Annotated in this window: 18 protein-coding genes and 1 pseudogene; 11 read left to right on the top strand and 8 right to left on the bottom strand. The window is 46.6% G+C overall.

The window, feature by feature from the left end; all coding sequences use genetic code 11:
* Positions 1-45: 45 nt before the first annotated feature.
* The 3 genes and pseudogenes from BWI93_RS09615 to BWI93_RS09605 all read right to left on the bottom strand — a co-directional run bounded on the left by BWI93_RS09615 (position 46) and on the right by BWI93_RS09605 (position 3,354).
* Positions 46-1,601 (bottom strand): annotated as a pseudogene (locus BWI93_RS09615) (ribonuclease E/G).
* A gap of 393 nt (positions 1,602-1,994) precedes the next feature.
* Positions 1,995-2,831: a lipopolysaccharide assembly protein LapB gene (locus BWI93_RS09610; protein ID WP_094810621.1), complete on the bottom strand. Its 837-nt coding sequence runs from the start codon at positions 2,829-2,831 to the stop codon at positions 1,995-1,997.
* Positions 2,832-3,030: 199 nt separating this feature from the next.
* Positions 3,031-3,354 (bottom strand): HU family DNA-binding protein, encoded by a 324-nt coding sequence (locus tag BWI93_RS09605; RefSeq protein ID WP_255157790.1) that lies wholly within the window; start codon positions 3,352-3,354, stop codon positions 3,031-3,033.
* A 314-nt stretch (positions 3,355-3,668) separates the two neighbouring features.
* Here BWI93_RS09605 and BWI93_RS09600 point away from each other — a divergent pair, with 314 nt between their 5' ends.
* The 4 genes from BWI93_RS09600 (at position 3,669) to BWI93_RS09585 (ending at position 7,206) form a co-directional block, all read left to right on the top strand.
* Positions 3,669-4,700 (top strand): A/G-specific adenine glycosylase, encoded by a 1,032-nt coding sequence (locus BWI93_RS09600; RefSeq protein WP_369679129.1) that lies wholly within the window; start codon positions 3,669-3,671, stop codon positions 4,698-4,700.
* Positions 4,701-4,785: 85 nt separating this feature from the next.
* Complete coding sequence (locus BWI93_RS09595) at positions 4,786-5,268, top strand: single-stranded DNA-binding protein (RefSeq protein WP_094810617.1); 483 nt, start codon at positions 4,786-4,788, stop codon at positions 5,266-5,268.
* A gap of 124 nt (positions 5,269-5,392) precedes the next feature.
* Positions 5,393-6,781 (top strand): gliding motility-associated protein GldE, encoded by a 1,389-nt coding sequence (gene gldE / locus BWI93_RS09590; protein ID WP_233207828.1) that lies wholly within the window; start codon positions 5,393-5,395, stop codon positions 6,779-6,781.
* A gap of 38 nt (positions 6,782-6,819) precedes the next feature.
* Positions 6,820-7,206, top strand: a complete 387-nt coding sequence (locus BWI93_RS09585) for a Dabb family protein (protein WP_094810615.1) — start codon at positions 6,820-6,822, stop codon at positions 7,204-7,206.
* Between the two features lie 68 nt (positions 7,207-7,274).
* On the opposite strand, the gene BWI93_RS09580 is transcribed toward BWI93_RS09585, so the two are convergent.
* The gene (locus tag BWI93_RS09580) at positions 7,275-8,090 is read right to left on the bottom strand and encodes a glucose 1-dehydrogenase (RefSeq protein ID WP_094810613.1); all 816 of its coding nucleotides are present in this window, start codon (positions 8,088-8,090) and stop codon (positions 7,275-7,277) included.
* Between the two features lie 26 nt (positions 8,091-8,116).
* On the bottom strand, positions 8,117-8,308 hold the full coding sequence (locus BWI93_RS09575) for a hypothetical protein (protein WP_094810611.1): 192 nt from the start codon (positions 8,306-8,308) through the stop codon (positions 8,117-8,119).
* Positions 8,309-8,558: 250 nt separating this feature from the next.
* Between BWI93_RS09575 and BWI93_RS09570 the strand changes: the two genes are divergently transcribed.
* From BWI93_RS09570 to BWI93_RS09560, 3 genes are all read left to right on the top strand, one after another.
* Entirely contained in the window at positions 8,559-9,068 is a 510-nt protein-coding gene (locus tag BWI93_RS09570; protein WP_094810609.1) for a hypothetical protein, read from the top strand.
* Between the two features lie 78 nt (positions 9,069-9,146).
* Complete coding sequence (locus BWI93_RS09565; protein ID WP_141217412.1) at positions 9,147-10,106, top strand: hypothetical protein; 960 nt, start codon at positions 9,147-9,149, stop codon at positions 10,104-10,106.
* Positions 10,107-10,257: 151 nt separating this feature from the next.
* Positions 10,258-10,470, top strand: a complete 213-nt coding sequence (locus tag BWI93_RS09560; protein WP_094810605.1) for a hypothetical protein — start codon at positions 10,258-10,260, stop codon at positions 10,468-10,470.
* A gap of 163 nt (positions 10,471-10,633) precedes the next feature.
* Here the strand turns inward: BWI93_RS09560 and BWI93_RS09555 are convergent, their stop codons facing one another.
* The 3 genes from BWI93_RS09555 to BWI93_RS09545 form a co-directional block, all read right to left on the bottom strand.
* Positions 10,634-10,951, bottom strand: a complete 318-nt coding sequence (locus tag BWI93_RS09555) for a hypothetical protein (protein ID WP_141217411.1) — start codon at positions 10,949-10,951, stop codon at positions 10,634-10,636.
* A 263-nt stretch (positions 10,952-11,214) separates the two neighbouring features.
* Positions 11,215-11,676, bottom strand: coding sequence for a PA2169 family four-helix-bundle protein (locus tag BWI93_RS09550; RefSeq protein ID WP_158242747.1), 462 nt, complete (start codon positions 11,674-11,676; stop codon positions 11,215-11,217).
* 69 nt (positions 11,677-11,745) lie between these two features.
* Positions 11,746-12,243, bottom strand: a complete 498-nt coding sequence (locus BWI93_RS09545) for a hypothetical protein (RefSeq protein WP_094810599.1) — start codon at positions 12,241-12,243, stop codon at positions 11,746-11,748.
* Positions 12,244-12,407: 164 nt separating this feature from the next.
* Between BWI93_RS09545 and BWI93_RS09540 the strand changes: the two genes are divergently transcribed.
* The 4 genes from BWI93_RS09540 to BWI93_RS09525 all read left to right on the top strand — a co-directional run bounded on the left by BWI93_RS09540 (position 12,408) and on the right by BWI93_RS09525 (position 16,083).
* A complete protein-coding gene (locus tag BWI93_RS09540) occupies positions 12,408-12,608 on the top strand; it encodes a hypothetical protein (RefSeq protein WP_094810597.1) in 201 nt (66 codons plus the stop codon).
* Between the two features lie 381 nt (positions 12,609-12,989).
* Positions 12,990-13,694, top strand: coding sequence for a phosphoadenylyl-sulfate reductase (locus BWI93_RS09535; protein WP_094810595.1), 705 nt, complete (start codon positions 12,990-12,992; stop codon positions 13,692-13,694).
* A gap of 79 nt (positions 13,695-13,773) precedes the next feature.
* Complete coding sequence (gene cysD, locus BWI93_RS09530) at positions 13,774-14,715, top strand: sulfate adenylyltransferase subunit CysD (RefSeq protein ID WP_094810593.1); 942 nt, start codon at positions 13,774-13,776, stop codon at positions 14,713-14,715.
* A 114-nt stretch (positions 14,716-14,829) separates the two neighbouring features.
* Complete coding sequence (locus tag BWI93_RS09525) at positions 14,830-16,083, top strand: sulfate adenylyltransferase subunit 1 (protein WP_094810591.1); 1,254 nt, start codon at positions 14,830-14,832, stop codon at positions 16,081-16,083.
* The last annotated feature ends 202 nt before the right edge of the window (positions 16,084-16,285 follow it).

The following is a 16,285-nucleotide window of genomic DNA, read 5'->3' as shown; positions in this document are numbered from 1 at the left end:
AACGAAAGCGAATCAAGTGATTCCGGCCTTTTCGTTCTTATACATTTATCCGTGTACCTCAATCGGCTCGCCGGACTTATTGTAAAAATGGAATTCGGTAACACCTAGTGAGCTGTCCTGTACCAGGTTTACCCAGATTCGGTACTTCAGCCACCACTTCATTCGGCGAGACGGAAAACCGCTCATAAAGTATGAATAAAGGTAGGGGTGGAGCATGATCCGTAATCCTTTTTCATTCTGCTTACTGAGTATGTAATCCAGATTTTGTTCAACAATGTCTGAGACTGCAATACTCGCCGTAATCTTTCCCGTTCCACCGCAGGTGGACAAACTTCCTGAGTCTGAATGTTGAGTTCGGGCCGTACCCGTTGCCGGGTAATCTGCATAAGACCAAATTTAGTGAGGGGCAGAATGGTGAATTTCGAACGATCGAGCTTCATTTCCTCCCGCATCACGTCATAAATCTGCTTCTTATTCTCGGGCTTTTTCATGTCAATAAAATCGATGACAATGATTCCACCCATATCCCGAAGCCGCAACTGACGGGCAATTTCTTTGGCTGCTTCAATGTTTACATTGACCGCCGTATCTTCCTGGCTTTCTTCCTGATTGGATTTATTACCAGAGTTTACGTCAATGACGTGTAAGGCTTCCGTATGTTCAATGATCAGATAGCCACCGCCCGGTAAACTTACCGAACGTCCGAAAAGCATTTTGAGCTGCTTTTCAATGCCGAAATGTTCGAATACCTTGTTTTTCCCTTGATGGAATTTAACAATATTCTGCTTCTCGGGAGCAATCTGGGTAACATACGATCGAACCTCTTCGTACATTTCCTTATGGTCGAGCGTAATGCTGTCGAAGTTATCATTCAGCATGTCCCGCATAATGGACGTAGCCCGGCTCATCTCACCGATGATTTTATCACGGGGCTTGGCGTCCCGGAGGGCTTTCATCCCCGCATCCCACTTGGCCAGCAGGCTTCGCAGGTCGAGTTCAATTTCCTCCGATTCTTTTCCTTCAGCGACTGTACGGATGATTACTCCAAAGTTGGGCGGCTTAATGCCCTGTACAAGCCGATGAAGGCGTTGACGTTCCTGCTTGCTGGTGATCTTTTTGGAAATATTAATCGAATGTCCAAAAGGAACCAGTACCAGAAAACGGCCTGCAATGGAAATGTCGCAGGAAAGTCGGGGGCCTTTGGTTGAAATAGGCTCCTTTACGACCTGGACTAAAATAGGGGCATTTTTGGTTAAGACTTTGTCAATCTTTCCATGCTTGTCTATTTCAGGCTCCATCTCGAACCCATTCAGCATGCCATCACTCACCCGTTTGGCAATTACATCTTTCGTGTACTTGTTGAGTGAATTGATGTTATGCCCCAGGTCCAGGTAATGAAGAAAGGCATCTTTCTCGTACCCAATATCTATGAAAGCGGCATTGAGCCCGGTGACCAGTTTTTTGACCGTTCCCAGGTAGATATCGCCCACAGAGAAGTGCTCTTCTGACTCTTCAAAGTGATATTCAACGATTCTTTTGTCCTGCAAAAGAGCGATTCTATCACCTTTGGGAGTCGAATTGATAACTAATTCATTGCTCACAGGTGATGCTCAGAGGGTTTAGAGTAAACCCATAAGAAACGCTTCCAGCGACACGAAAGCGATGCTGACTTAACTTTTCTTATTCATTTACTCGGTTCGAACAGAATTGGGTGAATACACAAAAAGGCTGTAACCCAATCGGGCCAGCCCAAGGAGTGAAAAATGAAAAGTCAAAAAGTGAAAAGTGAAAAAACTACACTTTTCACCTTTCACTTTCCACTCGATGTTATTTCTTCTTGTGTCTGTTCTTTCTCAGCCGCTTTTTACGTTTGTGAGTAGCGATTTTGTGGCGTTTACGTTTTTTTCCGCAAGGCATAATTGAAAATGAGTTTAAAGTTGTCAGTTCGCAGGAATCATTTGATCACCCGGAAACCAGCAACCGAGTTAAAAAAATTACTTTAACTGCTCCAGGTATTCCCGGACACCCGCCTGAATGGACGGGTCAGTTTCTTTTTTCCGAACCTCTTCCAGCAGAGGTTTGGCTTTTTCTTTTTGGCCCGTTTCAGCGTAGCAGATGCCCAGATAAAACATCGTGCGGGTGCTGTTGGGGTGAGTCCGCAGGATTCGTTCGAAACGTCCAACCGCTTTCTCGTACTGGTTGGAACGCATGGAAAGAATGCCCAGGTTGAACAGGGCAGGTTCAAAGTCCGGATCCTGTTCCAGAAGCTCGCGTAACATGCCAATCCCCTGCATGGGGTTCGCCGTGGATACGTAAGTCATGGCCAGGTTGGCTTTTGCCTGCAGCAGGTTCGGATTCTGGTCCAGGGCTTTCTGGTACCAATCCCGCGTTTGCTGACCTAGCGTTGCCGCTTTATCTGAATCAAGGGCAAACGTAAAGGCTTCGTAATACCGATCGCCCGCTTTCAAGTAGCGTTCGACCGTCGGTTGTAGTCCAGCGATTTCTCCGGCGAAATAAGCTGCACTGTCAAACCGGCTCACTTGAGTAAAGAGTTCCGCCAATTGCTCGCCGGCCCTAATGCGTTCGCTCGTGGAGTGGTTGGTACTTTCGAAAATCTGACGGGCTCCGTCGATGGCTTTACGTTGTTCAGCCGGGACGGGGGGCAGATGGGTTTCAGCGGCCGGAGCTGAGGGTTTGGACGCTTCTGACTGCGTTGGTACTTTATTCTCCGTGGCTCGTTTATCATCCTTCACGGCTACTTTCGGCAGACTATACAGCCCGCCAATCGAAGCAACAGCAACAACGATAAGGGTAATAAATGATTTCTTCACAGGAGCAATGATTTTAAAAATTTGAGACTAACGTTTAGCGAATACGATTCAGCAGATAGAGAAAGTCACAAATTCAACACTTACCAAAGCAAATCAATTCATTGGGTACTTAAAAAATCTGGACAGGAGGGCAGAAAGAAAGTATAGCATGATTGTTAGCCTTCTTCCTACCCTGCATATCCGGAGCTATACCAGCGGCTTAAACGGCCTGGCTAGCTTTTTCAGAAGTTTTTACTGATTCCGTAAATTCTTTAGCGGGTTTAAAGCTAGGAATGTAGTGCTCAGGAATTTCCATCGTCGTGTTTTTAGAGATGTTCCGTGCTACTTTCTTCGCCCGCTTCTTATTCACGAAGCTGCCGAAACCGCGAACGTATACCGGTTCGCCATCCACGAGAGCTTCTTTCACCACGCCGAAGAATGTCTCCAGGCTCTGAGCTACATCAGCTTTGTCAATGCCGGTCTTTTCGGCGATTTTTGCGATCACGTCTGCTTTGGTCACTTGGGTAAACTTTAAAAGGTTTATAATGATTTTTAATTGAGAAAGTGCCTAAGGCTCAAAATTTTAGAGGCACAAAAGTACGGGTTTGAATTCATTTGCAAAACAATTATTCAGAAATCTGGTCAATATTTTTTTTGTAATCGACTCGTATTTAGCGAATTATATCTCTTTTCGTGACGAAAACTAAGTACGTAGAGGGCTGTGTTTTTCCTCGTTTTTGTCACTTTTACCTCACTTCTGCCAGTCTGTCGGCCCGTATAAAGTGGCTTGATTCTTTTAGTTTCATCTGCTTTACACCCTGAAATGACCAACGATTTTTTTGCTCCCAAACTACTGGCTTGGTACGAACGTTATGGCCGGGATTTACCCTGGCGACATACCACCAATTCCTATCACATCTGGCTTTCGGAAATCATCCTCCAGCAAACGCGGGTTGTGCAGGGAATGCCTTATTACTACCGCTTCATCGAAACGTTTCCAACCATTACCGACCTGGCGAATGCGACGAGCGGGAGGTATTACGACTTTGGCAGGGACTGGGCTATTACTCCAGAGCCCGAAATCTGCATGGCACGGCTAAAATTGTTGTGGAAGACTACGGCGGCGTTTTCCCCACTACGTACCAGGAGCTACTGAAACTCAAAGGAATCGGCCCCTATACGGCAGCAGCCATTGCCTCCTTCGCCTTTCGCGAAAAAGTGGCGGTACTGGATGGGAACGTCTACCGGGTGCTCTCGCGTATATTCGGGATCGAAACGGACATTACCAGTCACGCTGCCAAAGCCCAGTTTACCCAACTGGCGAATTCCCTGATTTCAGCTGAGCATCCGGACTTGTTTAATCACGCCATCATGGATTTCGGTGCGACCCAGTGCGTACCCGTATCACCCCAGTGTATGTTCTGTACGTTTAATCAGGTATGCGAAGCGAATCTCACAGGACGACAGAGTCAACTTCCCGTCAAAGCGAAGAAGGCGAAAGTACGCGACCGTTTCTTTCACTACATAGTATTGGAAGACGAACAGGGTCGGCTGGCCATGCGGGAACGGACCGGAAAAGACGTCTGGACGAATATGTTTGATTTTCTGCTGATCGAAGATGAACAACTGCTGGATTGGGAAACGCTTAGTCAACAGGCTAGTCTGAAACCCTTACTACCGGAGTTAGTACTGCTGAATGAGTCGCCCGTCTATACGCACATACTCTCGCATCAACGTATCGAAACGCGTTTTTGGCATTTGAAAATAACCCGACCACTAGCCTTACCTGAACCTTTGCATTGGTATACCCCAGAGGCAATTGATCAATTACCTAAATCGGTATTAGTACTTAAATTTATTGATCAGTGGATGAGTAAAATAACTGATTGATCGGTAGAGCAGTACCCGAAAATTTCGCTTTGATTTACCCGGGAAATTTCGTAATTTCACATTCAATCCTACTGACTATTTTAACATGGCACGGACGTTCAATAAAGTAATTTTAATCGGTAATCTTGGGCGTGATCCCGAGACGCGGACGCTTCCCAGCGGAGCTAAAGTAACGGAATTTAGTGTGGCTACTACTGAATCATACACAACCCGTACGGGCGAAAAAGTAGAACAGACGACCTGGTTCCGGGCAGAAGCCTGGGAACGCCTGAGCGACATCGCTTCCCAATACCTGAAAAAAGGAGATCAGGTGTATTTGGAGGGCCGTTTACGGATGGAAGAGTTCACCGATAAAGAGGGCAACACCCGTTCAGCTTTACGTTTACGGGTAATGGAACTTAACCTGATGGGTAGCGGTGGACGTACTGAAGAGGGTGGTTTTACGCCAGCTTCGACGAGTAGTATGCCAGCTCCTGCGGCGGCAGCGACTCCCGCAGCTCCCCGGCCAACTACGCCGGTGGCTCCTGCTTTCAACAGTGGTAGCGACGAAGACGATTTACCTTTCTAGGCATTAAATCTGCTGACGATAATTAGTACATATCCGTTAATCCTGATTGTTTTGCAAATCGGTCGGGGTTAACGGATTCAATTTTTTGCTACCTTGGCTTACGTTTCACCAAACGCTTCCTGACTTGGAGCCACATTTGCTCACTGAATCCGCCCTTACCCTGGGCGATATTTTAGACCCATTCCCTATTTGGGCACCTCTCGCCAACGCGGTAGGTGCCGGATTCTACATCAGCAACGGCCTTATGCTGTTGTTATTACTAGCCGCCTCGGCTTTAGCTGCCGGTTCAGAAGTAGGCTTTTTTTCTCTCTCACTCGACGCCCGTAACGAGATTCGGGATAGCGACAACGCCGCCGAACGCCGGATTGCCAAATTGCTCGATCATCCGCAGTTGTTACTGGCAACGCTTCTTATCTTCAAGAACTTACTCGACATTACGCTGGTCACCTTGACCTCCATTGCTACCAAGGAAGCCCTGGGCGAAGGAGTTGCGGCCTGGGTCGGCGTAGTGATTCAAACCGTTGGGGTAACCTTTCTGATTGTATTTTTCGGTGAATTGATACCTAAGGTTTGGGCCAATCAGAATCCGATTCGTTTTCTGAAGATTACAGCTCCGGTGATTGAAGCGGCTCAGTTTCTCTTTCGACCGATCTCGGTACCGTTGATGGGTATTTCCAATATTATCGAAAAACGGGTACAACGGAAAGGCTATACCATTACTGCCGAAGAACTCAGCCACGCCCTGGAAATCACAACGGGAAAGGATACGTCCTTGGAGCAAAAAGAGATTCTTCGGGGAATCGTTAACTTCAGTAGTATTTCGGCCCGACAGATTATGCGGTCCCGGATGGATATTACTGCTTTCGATATAGAGCTGGATTTCCACGAATTGATGGATAAAATCAATAAGTCGGGTTACTCGCGTGTACCGGTTTATCGAACGTCGATCGACAAGATTGAAGGTATTCTGTACATCAAGGATTTATTACCGCACATTGATAAAGACGAACATTACGAATGGCAGGCCAATGTAAGACCCGTCTATTTTATTCCCGAAAGCAAAAAGATTGACGATTTGCTCCATGATTTCCAGGAAAAACGCGTCCATATGGCGATTGTCGTGAATGAATACGGCGAAACCGAAGGACTGATTACGCTCGAAGATATCATTGAAGAAATTGTAGGGGACATTCGTGATGAATATGATGAAGAAGAAATTCAGTACACGAAGATTGATGAAAATACGTACGTGTTTGAAGGAAAAACCTCGCTCAACGATGTAACCAAAGTGATGAACATGGGGATCGACGTCTTTGGGAACGTACGCGGCGATAGTGAATCGTTAGGCGGATTGTTACTGGAGTTATTTGGACGTCTACCCAAAGTAAATGAAGAGGTAATTCATGATGTATTCACGTTCCGGGTACTCGCCGCTGATCAGAAACGAATCAAGAAAGTTCGCGTTTCTATGCAACGAAGCGAAATCAAGAAACAGGATCGTAATTTAGATTAATAGCTTAATTCAGTCAAATTCTATCATAACCTCAATCCATGGATCGTCGATCATTTGTGAAAAATGCCTCCGTTGTTGCGGCTGCCGGTGCAGTACCCCAGGCCGATGAAAAACTAACCTTTGTTCACCACGTATTTTTCTGGTTGAAAAATCCGAAAAATAAAGCTGAACACGATCAGTTACTGAATGCCTTGAAGAGTCTGGGCAAGCTGTCCGTGATCAAACACGCTCACATCGGTAAGCCCGTCGTTACAGAATTTGATAAGGCGGTGACGGATGGTACCTACAGTTTCTCAGTTATGCTGGTCTTCGCCTCCGCTAAAGATGAGCAGACCTATCTGGTACACCCCGAGCACAAAGCCTTTATCGACAAAAACAAACATCTCTGGAATAAAGTAGTCGTTTACGATTCACAGTTGATCTAATCCAAACCAGAGTAAAAAGAAGGGATCTCCGTTTGAGGCATCCCTTCTTTTTTGTCTCATGAAAGGAATTAACCATTGTCTGCAAATTCTGGATACAGCATCATACCTCCGTCGATATAGATCGCTTCTCCGGTTATATAATCCGATTCGTCTGAGGAAAGCCATACGGCCAGTTTAGCCACGTCTTCCGGTTTACCGATGCGTTTGTACGGAATCAGATCCATGAGAGCGGGCATCTTTTCGGGGTCGCTCCACACTTCTTTATTGATCGGCGTTTTAATGGCTCCCGGACTGATGGCATTCACCCGAATTTTCAAAGGAGCCAGTTCCTGAGCGATAGACTTCATGAACATCAGTACACCGCCTTTCGAAGCAGCGTAGTTGACGTGTCCAGCCCAGGGAATCATATCATGAACCGAGCTCATGCAAATGATTTTACCAATAGCGTTTGCCTCTTGGGAAGGATTCGCTTCGGCCTGTTTCACAAACTGACGGGCAGCCAGATTTGAGCAGATAAACTGACTGGTCAGATTGGTCGAGATGACGGCTTCCCACTGGTCAAGAGTCATTTCCAGAAAAGGAGCATCAACCTGACGACCCGAGTTGTTCACAAGAATATCCAGCTTTCCGAAGGCTTCCAGCGTTTTATCAAACATTTGTTTGACATCTTCTTCTACGCTTACATCCGCTTTCACAATAATGCCTTTACCACCAAAGGCTTCAATCTGAGCTAAGGCATCCTCGGCACCTTCGGACGTTTTATGGTAATTGATTACAACCGAGGCACCTTCACGGGCCATTTCAATAGCGATTGCTTTTCCGATGCCAGAACTGGAACCGGTGATCATTGCTACGGAATCTTTGAGTCTTTGATAGGAAGCCATAAGTAGTAAGTAGGATAATAGTAAAGCTAATTATAATAGGTTTCTGACAAACGTCGGGCGGGTACCTGACGCCAGGCCCATCGCCGGGCCAGTTCGCTGGCCATCTTGATAGCTTCGGCTGGACTCCGTCTACCGCCACGCATTAAACGTTTGGCAATCAGTAAGGCACGCTCCCGGGTAGTGGGCGAAAGAGTTCCTAACACTTCTTCAGTTTTCATAGCTGTTTTGGGTTTTGCGGAGGATGAAAGAAAGTTTTGTGCCGGGTACAGAAGGGGTAAACCAATTCAAGGCGTGGGTAGGCATTTCCCCAAAAACGTTGATTAATTCAGTAGGCACCTGAATTTCTTAGATAAGCATAGGAAAAGTACAACGGCATGAAAATTGTTAGTAAATGACTAACATATTTTCATTTATTAATGGTAATCTACTTAGTTCAGTAGTTGTTTACCCGTCAAAGATGAACGACCCATGAAAAAAATTCTTATCTCTCTATTCTTTGTGAGCTGTACGACGCTGGTACACGCTCAAATTAAAGATTGGGCTCTAGGCCTGAAAATTGGTCAGCCTACGGGTCTTAATATCCGGAAGTATGGTGACCGTAATGCCTTCGATGTAAACATAGGAACCTATGGAGGTTTGTTCGGCGGTACGAGCGATTACCGGAAAGGTCGGCTCAAAGGTGTTGGGTTTGCCATTAACGCCAATTACCTCTGGTATGCTCCAGCATTCAAGGAACGAATGTCACTTTACGGAGGGGTAGGGGCTCAGTTGACTTCACGGAAGTATTACCCCGATATCAATAGCACTGCAAACGATCGCAGTATTGGGATTGGACCTACGGTGGTAGGTGGGGTTGAATTTCTCTCGAAGCGAAGCCCGTATTCTCTTTTCGTAGAAGGAGGACTATATGCGGAGTTACTGCCGGCCTTTTTCTATCTGAGTCCTCAGTTGAACGCAGGTTTGCGTTATAATTTCTAACATCCAACCAACTACTACACTAGCCTTACCCAAACGACTACCCATCATTGCAGCTAGTGTACTAATTAAAAAATGGCTATGAAACGTCACATCATTTTACTAGGAACTTTAGCTACCGGACTGTTTTTAAGTTCATGTGCAGGACTGGACAATTTTTCGAGTAGCCTCAAACGCGGAGAGTCAAACCGCACCGCTTACCGTGAAAATCGGGATAAACAGGAACGACGCGAAGAGAAAGAAAAAGATCGTCGTCAGGAAGAACGTGAGGAAAGAGAAGCTCGTCGGGATGAGTCAGATATGGACCGGTATCGTGACGAAAAACGCGATGAAAGAAGGGACAGCGACAGAAGGTACGAGGAGCGGAGAGATGATGAAAAAAAATACGAAGACCGCCGGGATGATGACCGGAAAGATGAAGATAAAAAATCAGAAGATCGTAAAGACGATGACCGTCGAGACGATCGGGAGCGTCGGGATGAGGACCGCAACTTCTTCCGTAGCGAACGCCGTGACCGTGACGATGTAGATCGTTACCGGGACGAGGATCGCCGCTACGAAGATCGTTCTCGCCGGGATCGTTACAGCGATGACCGGGATCGGGACGATCGGGATCGCCGCCGTTACGATGATCGATACAATGACGATCGAAACAGTCGTCGCTACGATGATCGGGACGACCGTTACCGAGATGAGGACTGGGACCGGAGTTCCCGCCGTTCCAACCGCCAGGATTCATCGGAAGAACGCGAAAAACGTGAACTGGCCGAGCGACTCGACGATCAGATTAATGAGTTAAACAATCGGATCGAATCATTAGACGACAAACAGAAGGGCGAAACTCGCCGGGATCGTCGTCGCCGGGAAGCCATGCGGGATGATCTGCAGGAGAGTCGTGCCGAGCTGTTCGAAAAATACTATAGCATCAATCAGTCTTCCGGTCGCGAATGGAGAAAGGCTAAACGCGATGTTTCGAAATACATGGATGATCTGGATGATAAAATCGAAGACGCCCGGAGAAGTTTAAGACGGGAAAAATAGTCTACAACTTTTGCAATAACGAAAGACCCGCTCAGCGGGTCTTTCGTTTATAACAATCTGATCCGCAAGTACTTGAACTTGCAAAGAGAAAAGGCACAACAATTTTAAATTAGTTAGCAACGCTAAATACTTCAATCAAACCAATATTCCTATGGCTCAGCAACCGATTAATACTCCGCAGAACGAAAATCCGAATATGCGTAAACTGTTCATATTCATTGGTGCCATGGTAGCTATCTGTGTTATCTGGGCCATTGTTGGAGGTCTCTTCACCAATAGCCCCACGGGTACAAAAGGCGTTGGAGCAGTAACCGATAAAGATTCAGCTTTTGTACAGGAAAGTGATACGTTACGTACGCAATAGGCTCATACTGGAACTGCTTGACTTTATAACCTTCCTGGCAACGAATACGGTCTTTCAGAACGACTTTATTCATTCCAATACCCACGGCACTATAGACGAAAAAAAAGAGGGAAGAAACAGTGCGTTCTTCCCTCTTTTTTTTCGTCTATAAAATTGAACTAAACTAAGCTCGCATCAAGTAATGATTGGTTGGCTCTGGTTCCAGTTCAGCCAGTCGGTTGGTGAAAGATTTTAGTAATTTCCACTGACTGGTGAGCAGTTGTCGTACGCTTTCGGGTAGATCCTCGCGTAATGCATTACGATAGAGCATCAGCAGATTGTCATCCACCTTTTTACGCAAATCTTGTTCATAGTTATCATGATCAAGAACGTCGTTCCACTGTGGGGCAGATACCACATCATAGGACATTCTTCCCCCATAATTCCACAATTGATTGACCAATTGTGTTTTGCAAAGACTACTGCTGGTCATTCCTCGCATGAGAAAGGGCTTTACCAACAGACAGTTTACGCGGGTAACTAAGGTGTGATATACACGAACGCGTCCTTCGTGAGCGTGTATTAAGGCATTAAGCCAATAGTCTAGGCGGTGATTGTCAGCTCTTTCCATGGTCAGGAATGATAAAATAAACTTTGAAAGTGATTAAACATGGGTCTTAAAAAACAAATCGAAGATCAACGCCTGGTGATGTTGGATACCGCGTTATGCCAAGACTATCACTAATACCATTCCAAAACCATGTATTACGCCTGAGAAATGTTTTTTTCCTCTTTGCGTAACGATTGAATGAGCAATAAATCCTGGGCAATAATCGTTTGTTGACCTTCCAGCAAAACCTGAAGACCGGGCAAAGTCTGGATCTTATCGTGAGCTAACGCTTCCGTATACGTAGCAAGGGCTGTTTCATCGCCCGCTTCGCAAGAACTTAAAATGGCATCCCGATCTTTTCCGAGTAATTTTTCTTTAATGTCAATCCAGAATTGATGAAAACGAGCAGCGGTTGTACCCGTTTCAGGCGGAGTCTGTTTGTACTTTTTCAAGACTTCTCCTAAATCTTCTGCGAAGTCTTCACTTTCTTTCCCTAATTTCTCAAACAAGACTTTTAGTTGTGGATCTTCAACATCTCTGGCGGCTACCGTATAGCCATTGGTACGATCAATATTGATTTTAACCAGCAGGTCCAGCTGATCAATAAGATTTTCCATTTCAGTTGCCATACTTCTATCGTATAATTGAATAATGGATAACTACGTATTTGGTTGAAAGACAGATTTTTATAAGGCTGGATGAAGGCGATTCTGTTGGTCTGCCTCCGAAATTGCCGTAGGTACGGGCATGGCCTCTTCGGAAGAATGAATATTCTCTACTTCTCCGATTTCATCGGGCCGGATAGGAGCCTGCTCAGGAATGTCCGGCATTGGAGGGGTTTCGTCGGGAGCTTCCGGTACGACATCCGGCGTTTCTTCAGGAGCATGCGGTAAATCCGGGAACGTGCCGGGAACATTAGGCAGATCCGGCTGAATTTCGGGTGTCGGCGGTGAAACCGGCGGAATTTCAGGTGCTGAGCCTGGAAAAACGTTCTGTACCGAGCGGTCTTCCTGCTGACGGGTTTCCTTCGGATACGCCGACTCGTCACCCAATCCTAAAGGACCTTCGTTTTCGTCCATGGACTTTTCAAGTTCTAATTCCTGAGCCGTCTCAGAAGGCGTGTCACGATGAATGTCAGATGATTTTTCTCCGGGAGCCGGGCGAGTGGGTTGGATCGTTTCCATAAGATGAGGTATATTAGTCATACAGATACCTGAAGATGGGCAAAAGTGATGCCACTGACTGTATCGCCTGATCCGTCCCATATTGGGGAAAACCTACGCGTTACGAAGCGAATGGAGTCGGTATCAAATTTTAATAATGCTTACCTACTAAACACAGCTATGTTATGGAAAATCAAGAATCACAAAATCCAGAACCTACCGTAGAGAAGTTTTTAGAGCAGGTAGAAAAAAAGAATTCAGAAAATGAAGTAAGCCAGGAGAAAGAAAATCTTGAGCACAAACGTAATCACGATGAAGAGTTCAAAGAACTCTCCCAGCAGGAAGAAGAGAAAGCCCGTGAGGCCGAAAAATTTGTAGGTAGCTGATCTGCTCAATACCTTACGCAGGAAAGCCCCGTTCTGACTAGAGCGGGGCTTTTGTTTGGTCAATACGTAGAGTAGATCCGGCTAAGAGAAGAAAAAGATGCTTAGAAAAAGATAGAGTCACTTTTTGTTTAGATCCGGGAAAGAAAAAAGGTCAAAACAAATATATTTGTATTTAATCTTCTGAACATAAGTGTTTTATGATGATTGAGTAATCCGTGAATAGCTTTTGTTAGCATGGAATTTCGCCAAAAGGCAGCAGCGTAATGAACAGTTTGCTTGATAAAATCGGTTAATCATTCTATCTAATTTATAGACATTATCTATTTTTGTCGATCGTATCAAAAAACGAAGGATCGGCGGCGGAAGAACCCGGTGAAGCGTATGAACAACGAAGCATTAATACAGGAGTTAAGACCCCAGCTGGAAATTCTGGAACCCGTTGAGGCTATCGCCTTACTTACCGAACGATTTCCTGGAAAAGTAGTATTTTCAACCTCATTAGGGCAGGAAGATCAGGTCATTACGGACATTATCTTCCGAAACCACTTGCCCGTACGGGTCTTTACCCTGGATACCGGTCGTTTATTTCAGGAGACCTATGATCTGATGGATGCGACACGGGCCAAGTACAACCAGTCCCTGGAGACGTATTTCCCGAACACGCAACGCGTAGAAGCACTCCTGCAGGAAAAAGGATTCAACAGTTTTTATTACTCCGTTGAAAATCGCAAAGAGTGCTGCTTCATTCGTAAAATTGAACCCCTGAAACGGGCCCTGACCGGAGCTGAAATCTGGATTACGGGTTTACGGGCGGAGCAATCCGAAAACCGGGCTGATATGCCCGTTCTGGAATGGGATAACGGAAATCAGGTCCTGAAATACAACCCGCTGATACACTGGACCTACGATCAGGTACTGGCTCATCTGGCGGAATACCGCGTTCCTGATAATCCGCTGCACCGCAAAGGATTTATTAGTATCGGCTGTGCCTGCTGTACCCGGGCTATTGAGCCGGGAGAGCACCCCCGGGCTGGTCGCTGGTGGTGGGAAGAGTCGAAAAAAGAGTGTGGACTACACTCAGCGTAGAAGTGCATCGTGTAAAAAATAGATCATTTCCGGGCGGTCTTTCGAAAATCGGCTACGGAAAACCTTTACAAGTCTGACTATGAGTTCATTCGGAGATAAGTCCTTGATTCCTGCTTCTGCTTTGGAAAACCCTGTTTTCCCCCGTGAGCTGGAAGATGAAGCTATTTACATCATGCGGGAAGTAGCCGCTCAGTTTGAGCGGCCCGCTATTCTGTTTTCGGGAGGAAAGGATTCCATTACCTTGGTACGCCTGGCTCAGAAAGCTTTTTATCCGGGGAAAATTCCTTTTCCGCTGCTGCACGTGGACACCGGGCATAACTTCCCGGAAACCATTGAATACCGCGACTGGCTCGTAAAAGAAGTAGGAGCCGAGTTGATTGTTCGGTACGTACAGGACTCAATTAATCAGGGAAAAGTACAGGAAGAATCCGGTAAGTACGCTTCCCGCAACGCTTTGCAAACGGTAACGCTACTCGACGCCATTGAAGAATTCAAGTTCGATGCCTGTATTGGTGGGGCTCGTCGGGATGAGGAAAAAGCTCGGGCGAAAGAACGAATTTTCAGCGTACGTGACGACTTCGGCCAGTGGGATGCCAAGCGGCAACGTCCCGAATTGTTCGATATGCTGAACGGACGCATTTCCGTAGGTGAAAACGTTCGCGTATTCCCCATCTCCAACTGGACCGAACTCGACGTCTGGAATTATATCAAGGAAGAAGGTATTCCCCTGCCTTCCATTTATTTCTCCCACCATCGACCCGTATTCGAACGGGATGGTATGCTTTGGGCCGATTCCGAGTACATCAATAAAGATACCGATGAGATTCCGTATGAAGCAACGGTTCGGTTCCGTACCGTGGGTGATATGACCTGTACGGCGGCCGTGCTGTCGGAAGCAACGGAGCTGGACGACATTATCGGAGAAATCCTGTCGGCTGAAATTTCAGAACGTGGAGCCCGCATGGACGATAAACGCTCGGAGGCAGCGATGGAAAAACGCAAGCAACAGGGCTATTTCTAAGCGTTGACCGGACGATCACGACAGCGTAGGCTGTCAGAGAAAGCTTATCAGTATTAAAAAATCTTCAACGGGGCAAGTCGGAGCTAGGGCTTTACGTAATCCCCTTTTGTATACATGGACATTTTACGCATTGCTACCGCTGGCTCGGTTGACGACGGAAAGAGTACATTGATTGGTCGTCTCTTGTACGAAACGCAATCCATTACCCGTGACAAACTTGAAGCTCTTGACGCGGCCAGTAAACGCAAAGGGCTGGATTTCTTGGATTTATCGCTGTTGACGGACGGCCTCATTGCCGAACGGGAGCAGGGCATTACGATCGATGTAGCTCATATTTATTTCAGTACGCCCCGACGTAAATACATCATTGCCGATACCCCAGGTCACTTTGAGTACACGCGGAATATGGTAACGGGAGCCTCCAACGCCAAAGTTTCCCTGATTCTGGTGGACGCCCGGCATGGCGTAGTTGAACAAACCTTCCGGCACTTCTTCATTTCGGCGATGTTACGCATTCCGAAAGTGATTGTTTGTGTGAACAAAATGGACCTGGTTGGCTACAGTCAGGAACGTTTTCAGGAAATCAAACAGGAATTTGAAGCCATTGCGGCCCAGGTGCAGTTTGAGGGACAAAGCGTAGCGTTTATCCCCATCTCGTCTTTGTACGGCGTAAACGTTACACAGAAATCCGAGGAAATCTCCTGGTACACGGGTCAGTCGCTGCTGGAGACGCTGGAAGCCATGGATGACCAGGTAAAAGTAGATTCATCGCAGGCGGCTCGCTTTCCGGTACAGTACGTGGTTCGTCCCAAAACGGAAGAGTACCACGATTATCGCGGCTACGCGGGTCGGGTGGCCAGCGGTACCTTTTCGGTAGGGGACGAAGTCATCGCATTGCCCACGGGCCAACGGTCGAAAATTGCCACGATCGAACGCTTTGATCAGCAACTGGAACAAGCCCACGCTCGCGAGTCGGTAGTATTGACGCTGGAAAACGATATAGACGTTTCACGGGGTAACATGCTGGTGAAAGCAGGCCAGGAGCCTACTCAGCATCGGGAATTTTCGGCTCACGTCTGCTGGCTGGATTATCAGGCTTTGGCCCCCGGTAAAACGTTGTTATTGCAGCACGGTATCAATGATACGAAAGCGAAGGTACTGGCGTTGGAAGAGCTCATTGACGTACAGTCACTGGAAAAAAGTGCATCGCCCGGCCAACTTAAATTAAACGAAATAGGGTCTATTCGACTCAAAGTAGCCAAACCGGTTTTTGCGGATGCTTACGCTGAAAACCCGGCTAACGGAGCATTCATTTTAGTGGACGAATTCTCCCACGCAACCGTTGGAGTGGGCTTTGTAAATGCGTAAGAACTAAAAAACCATTTTGACCAAATGAACCAGTGCCCGTCCAGTACAATAGATGTGGCTGGTTTTATTTAAGGTGTTTAGTGGATAGTTGGACAAGCCTGGAACTACTGGTTCCGGGCTTTTTTTAGTTTAGAGCAGGGGCGGCGGCGGCTACGGTTTTGAGTTTTCCGTTTTGAGTTTTGAGTTTTGAGTTTTCCGTTTT

This window comes from Siphonobacter sp. BAB-5385, from assembly GCF_002261125.1.
In the GTDB taxonomy this organism is placed as follows: domain Bacteria; phylum Bacteroidota; class Bacteroidia; order Cytophagales; family Spirosomataceae; genus Siphonobacter.
This window is presented reverse-complemented; position numbering and strand designations above follow the sequence as displayed.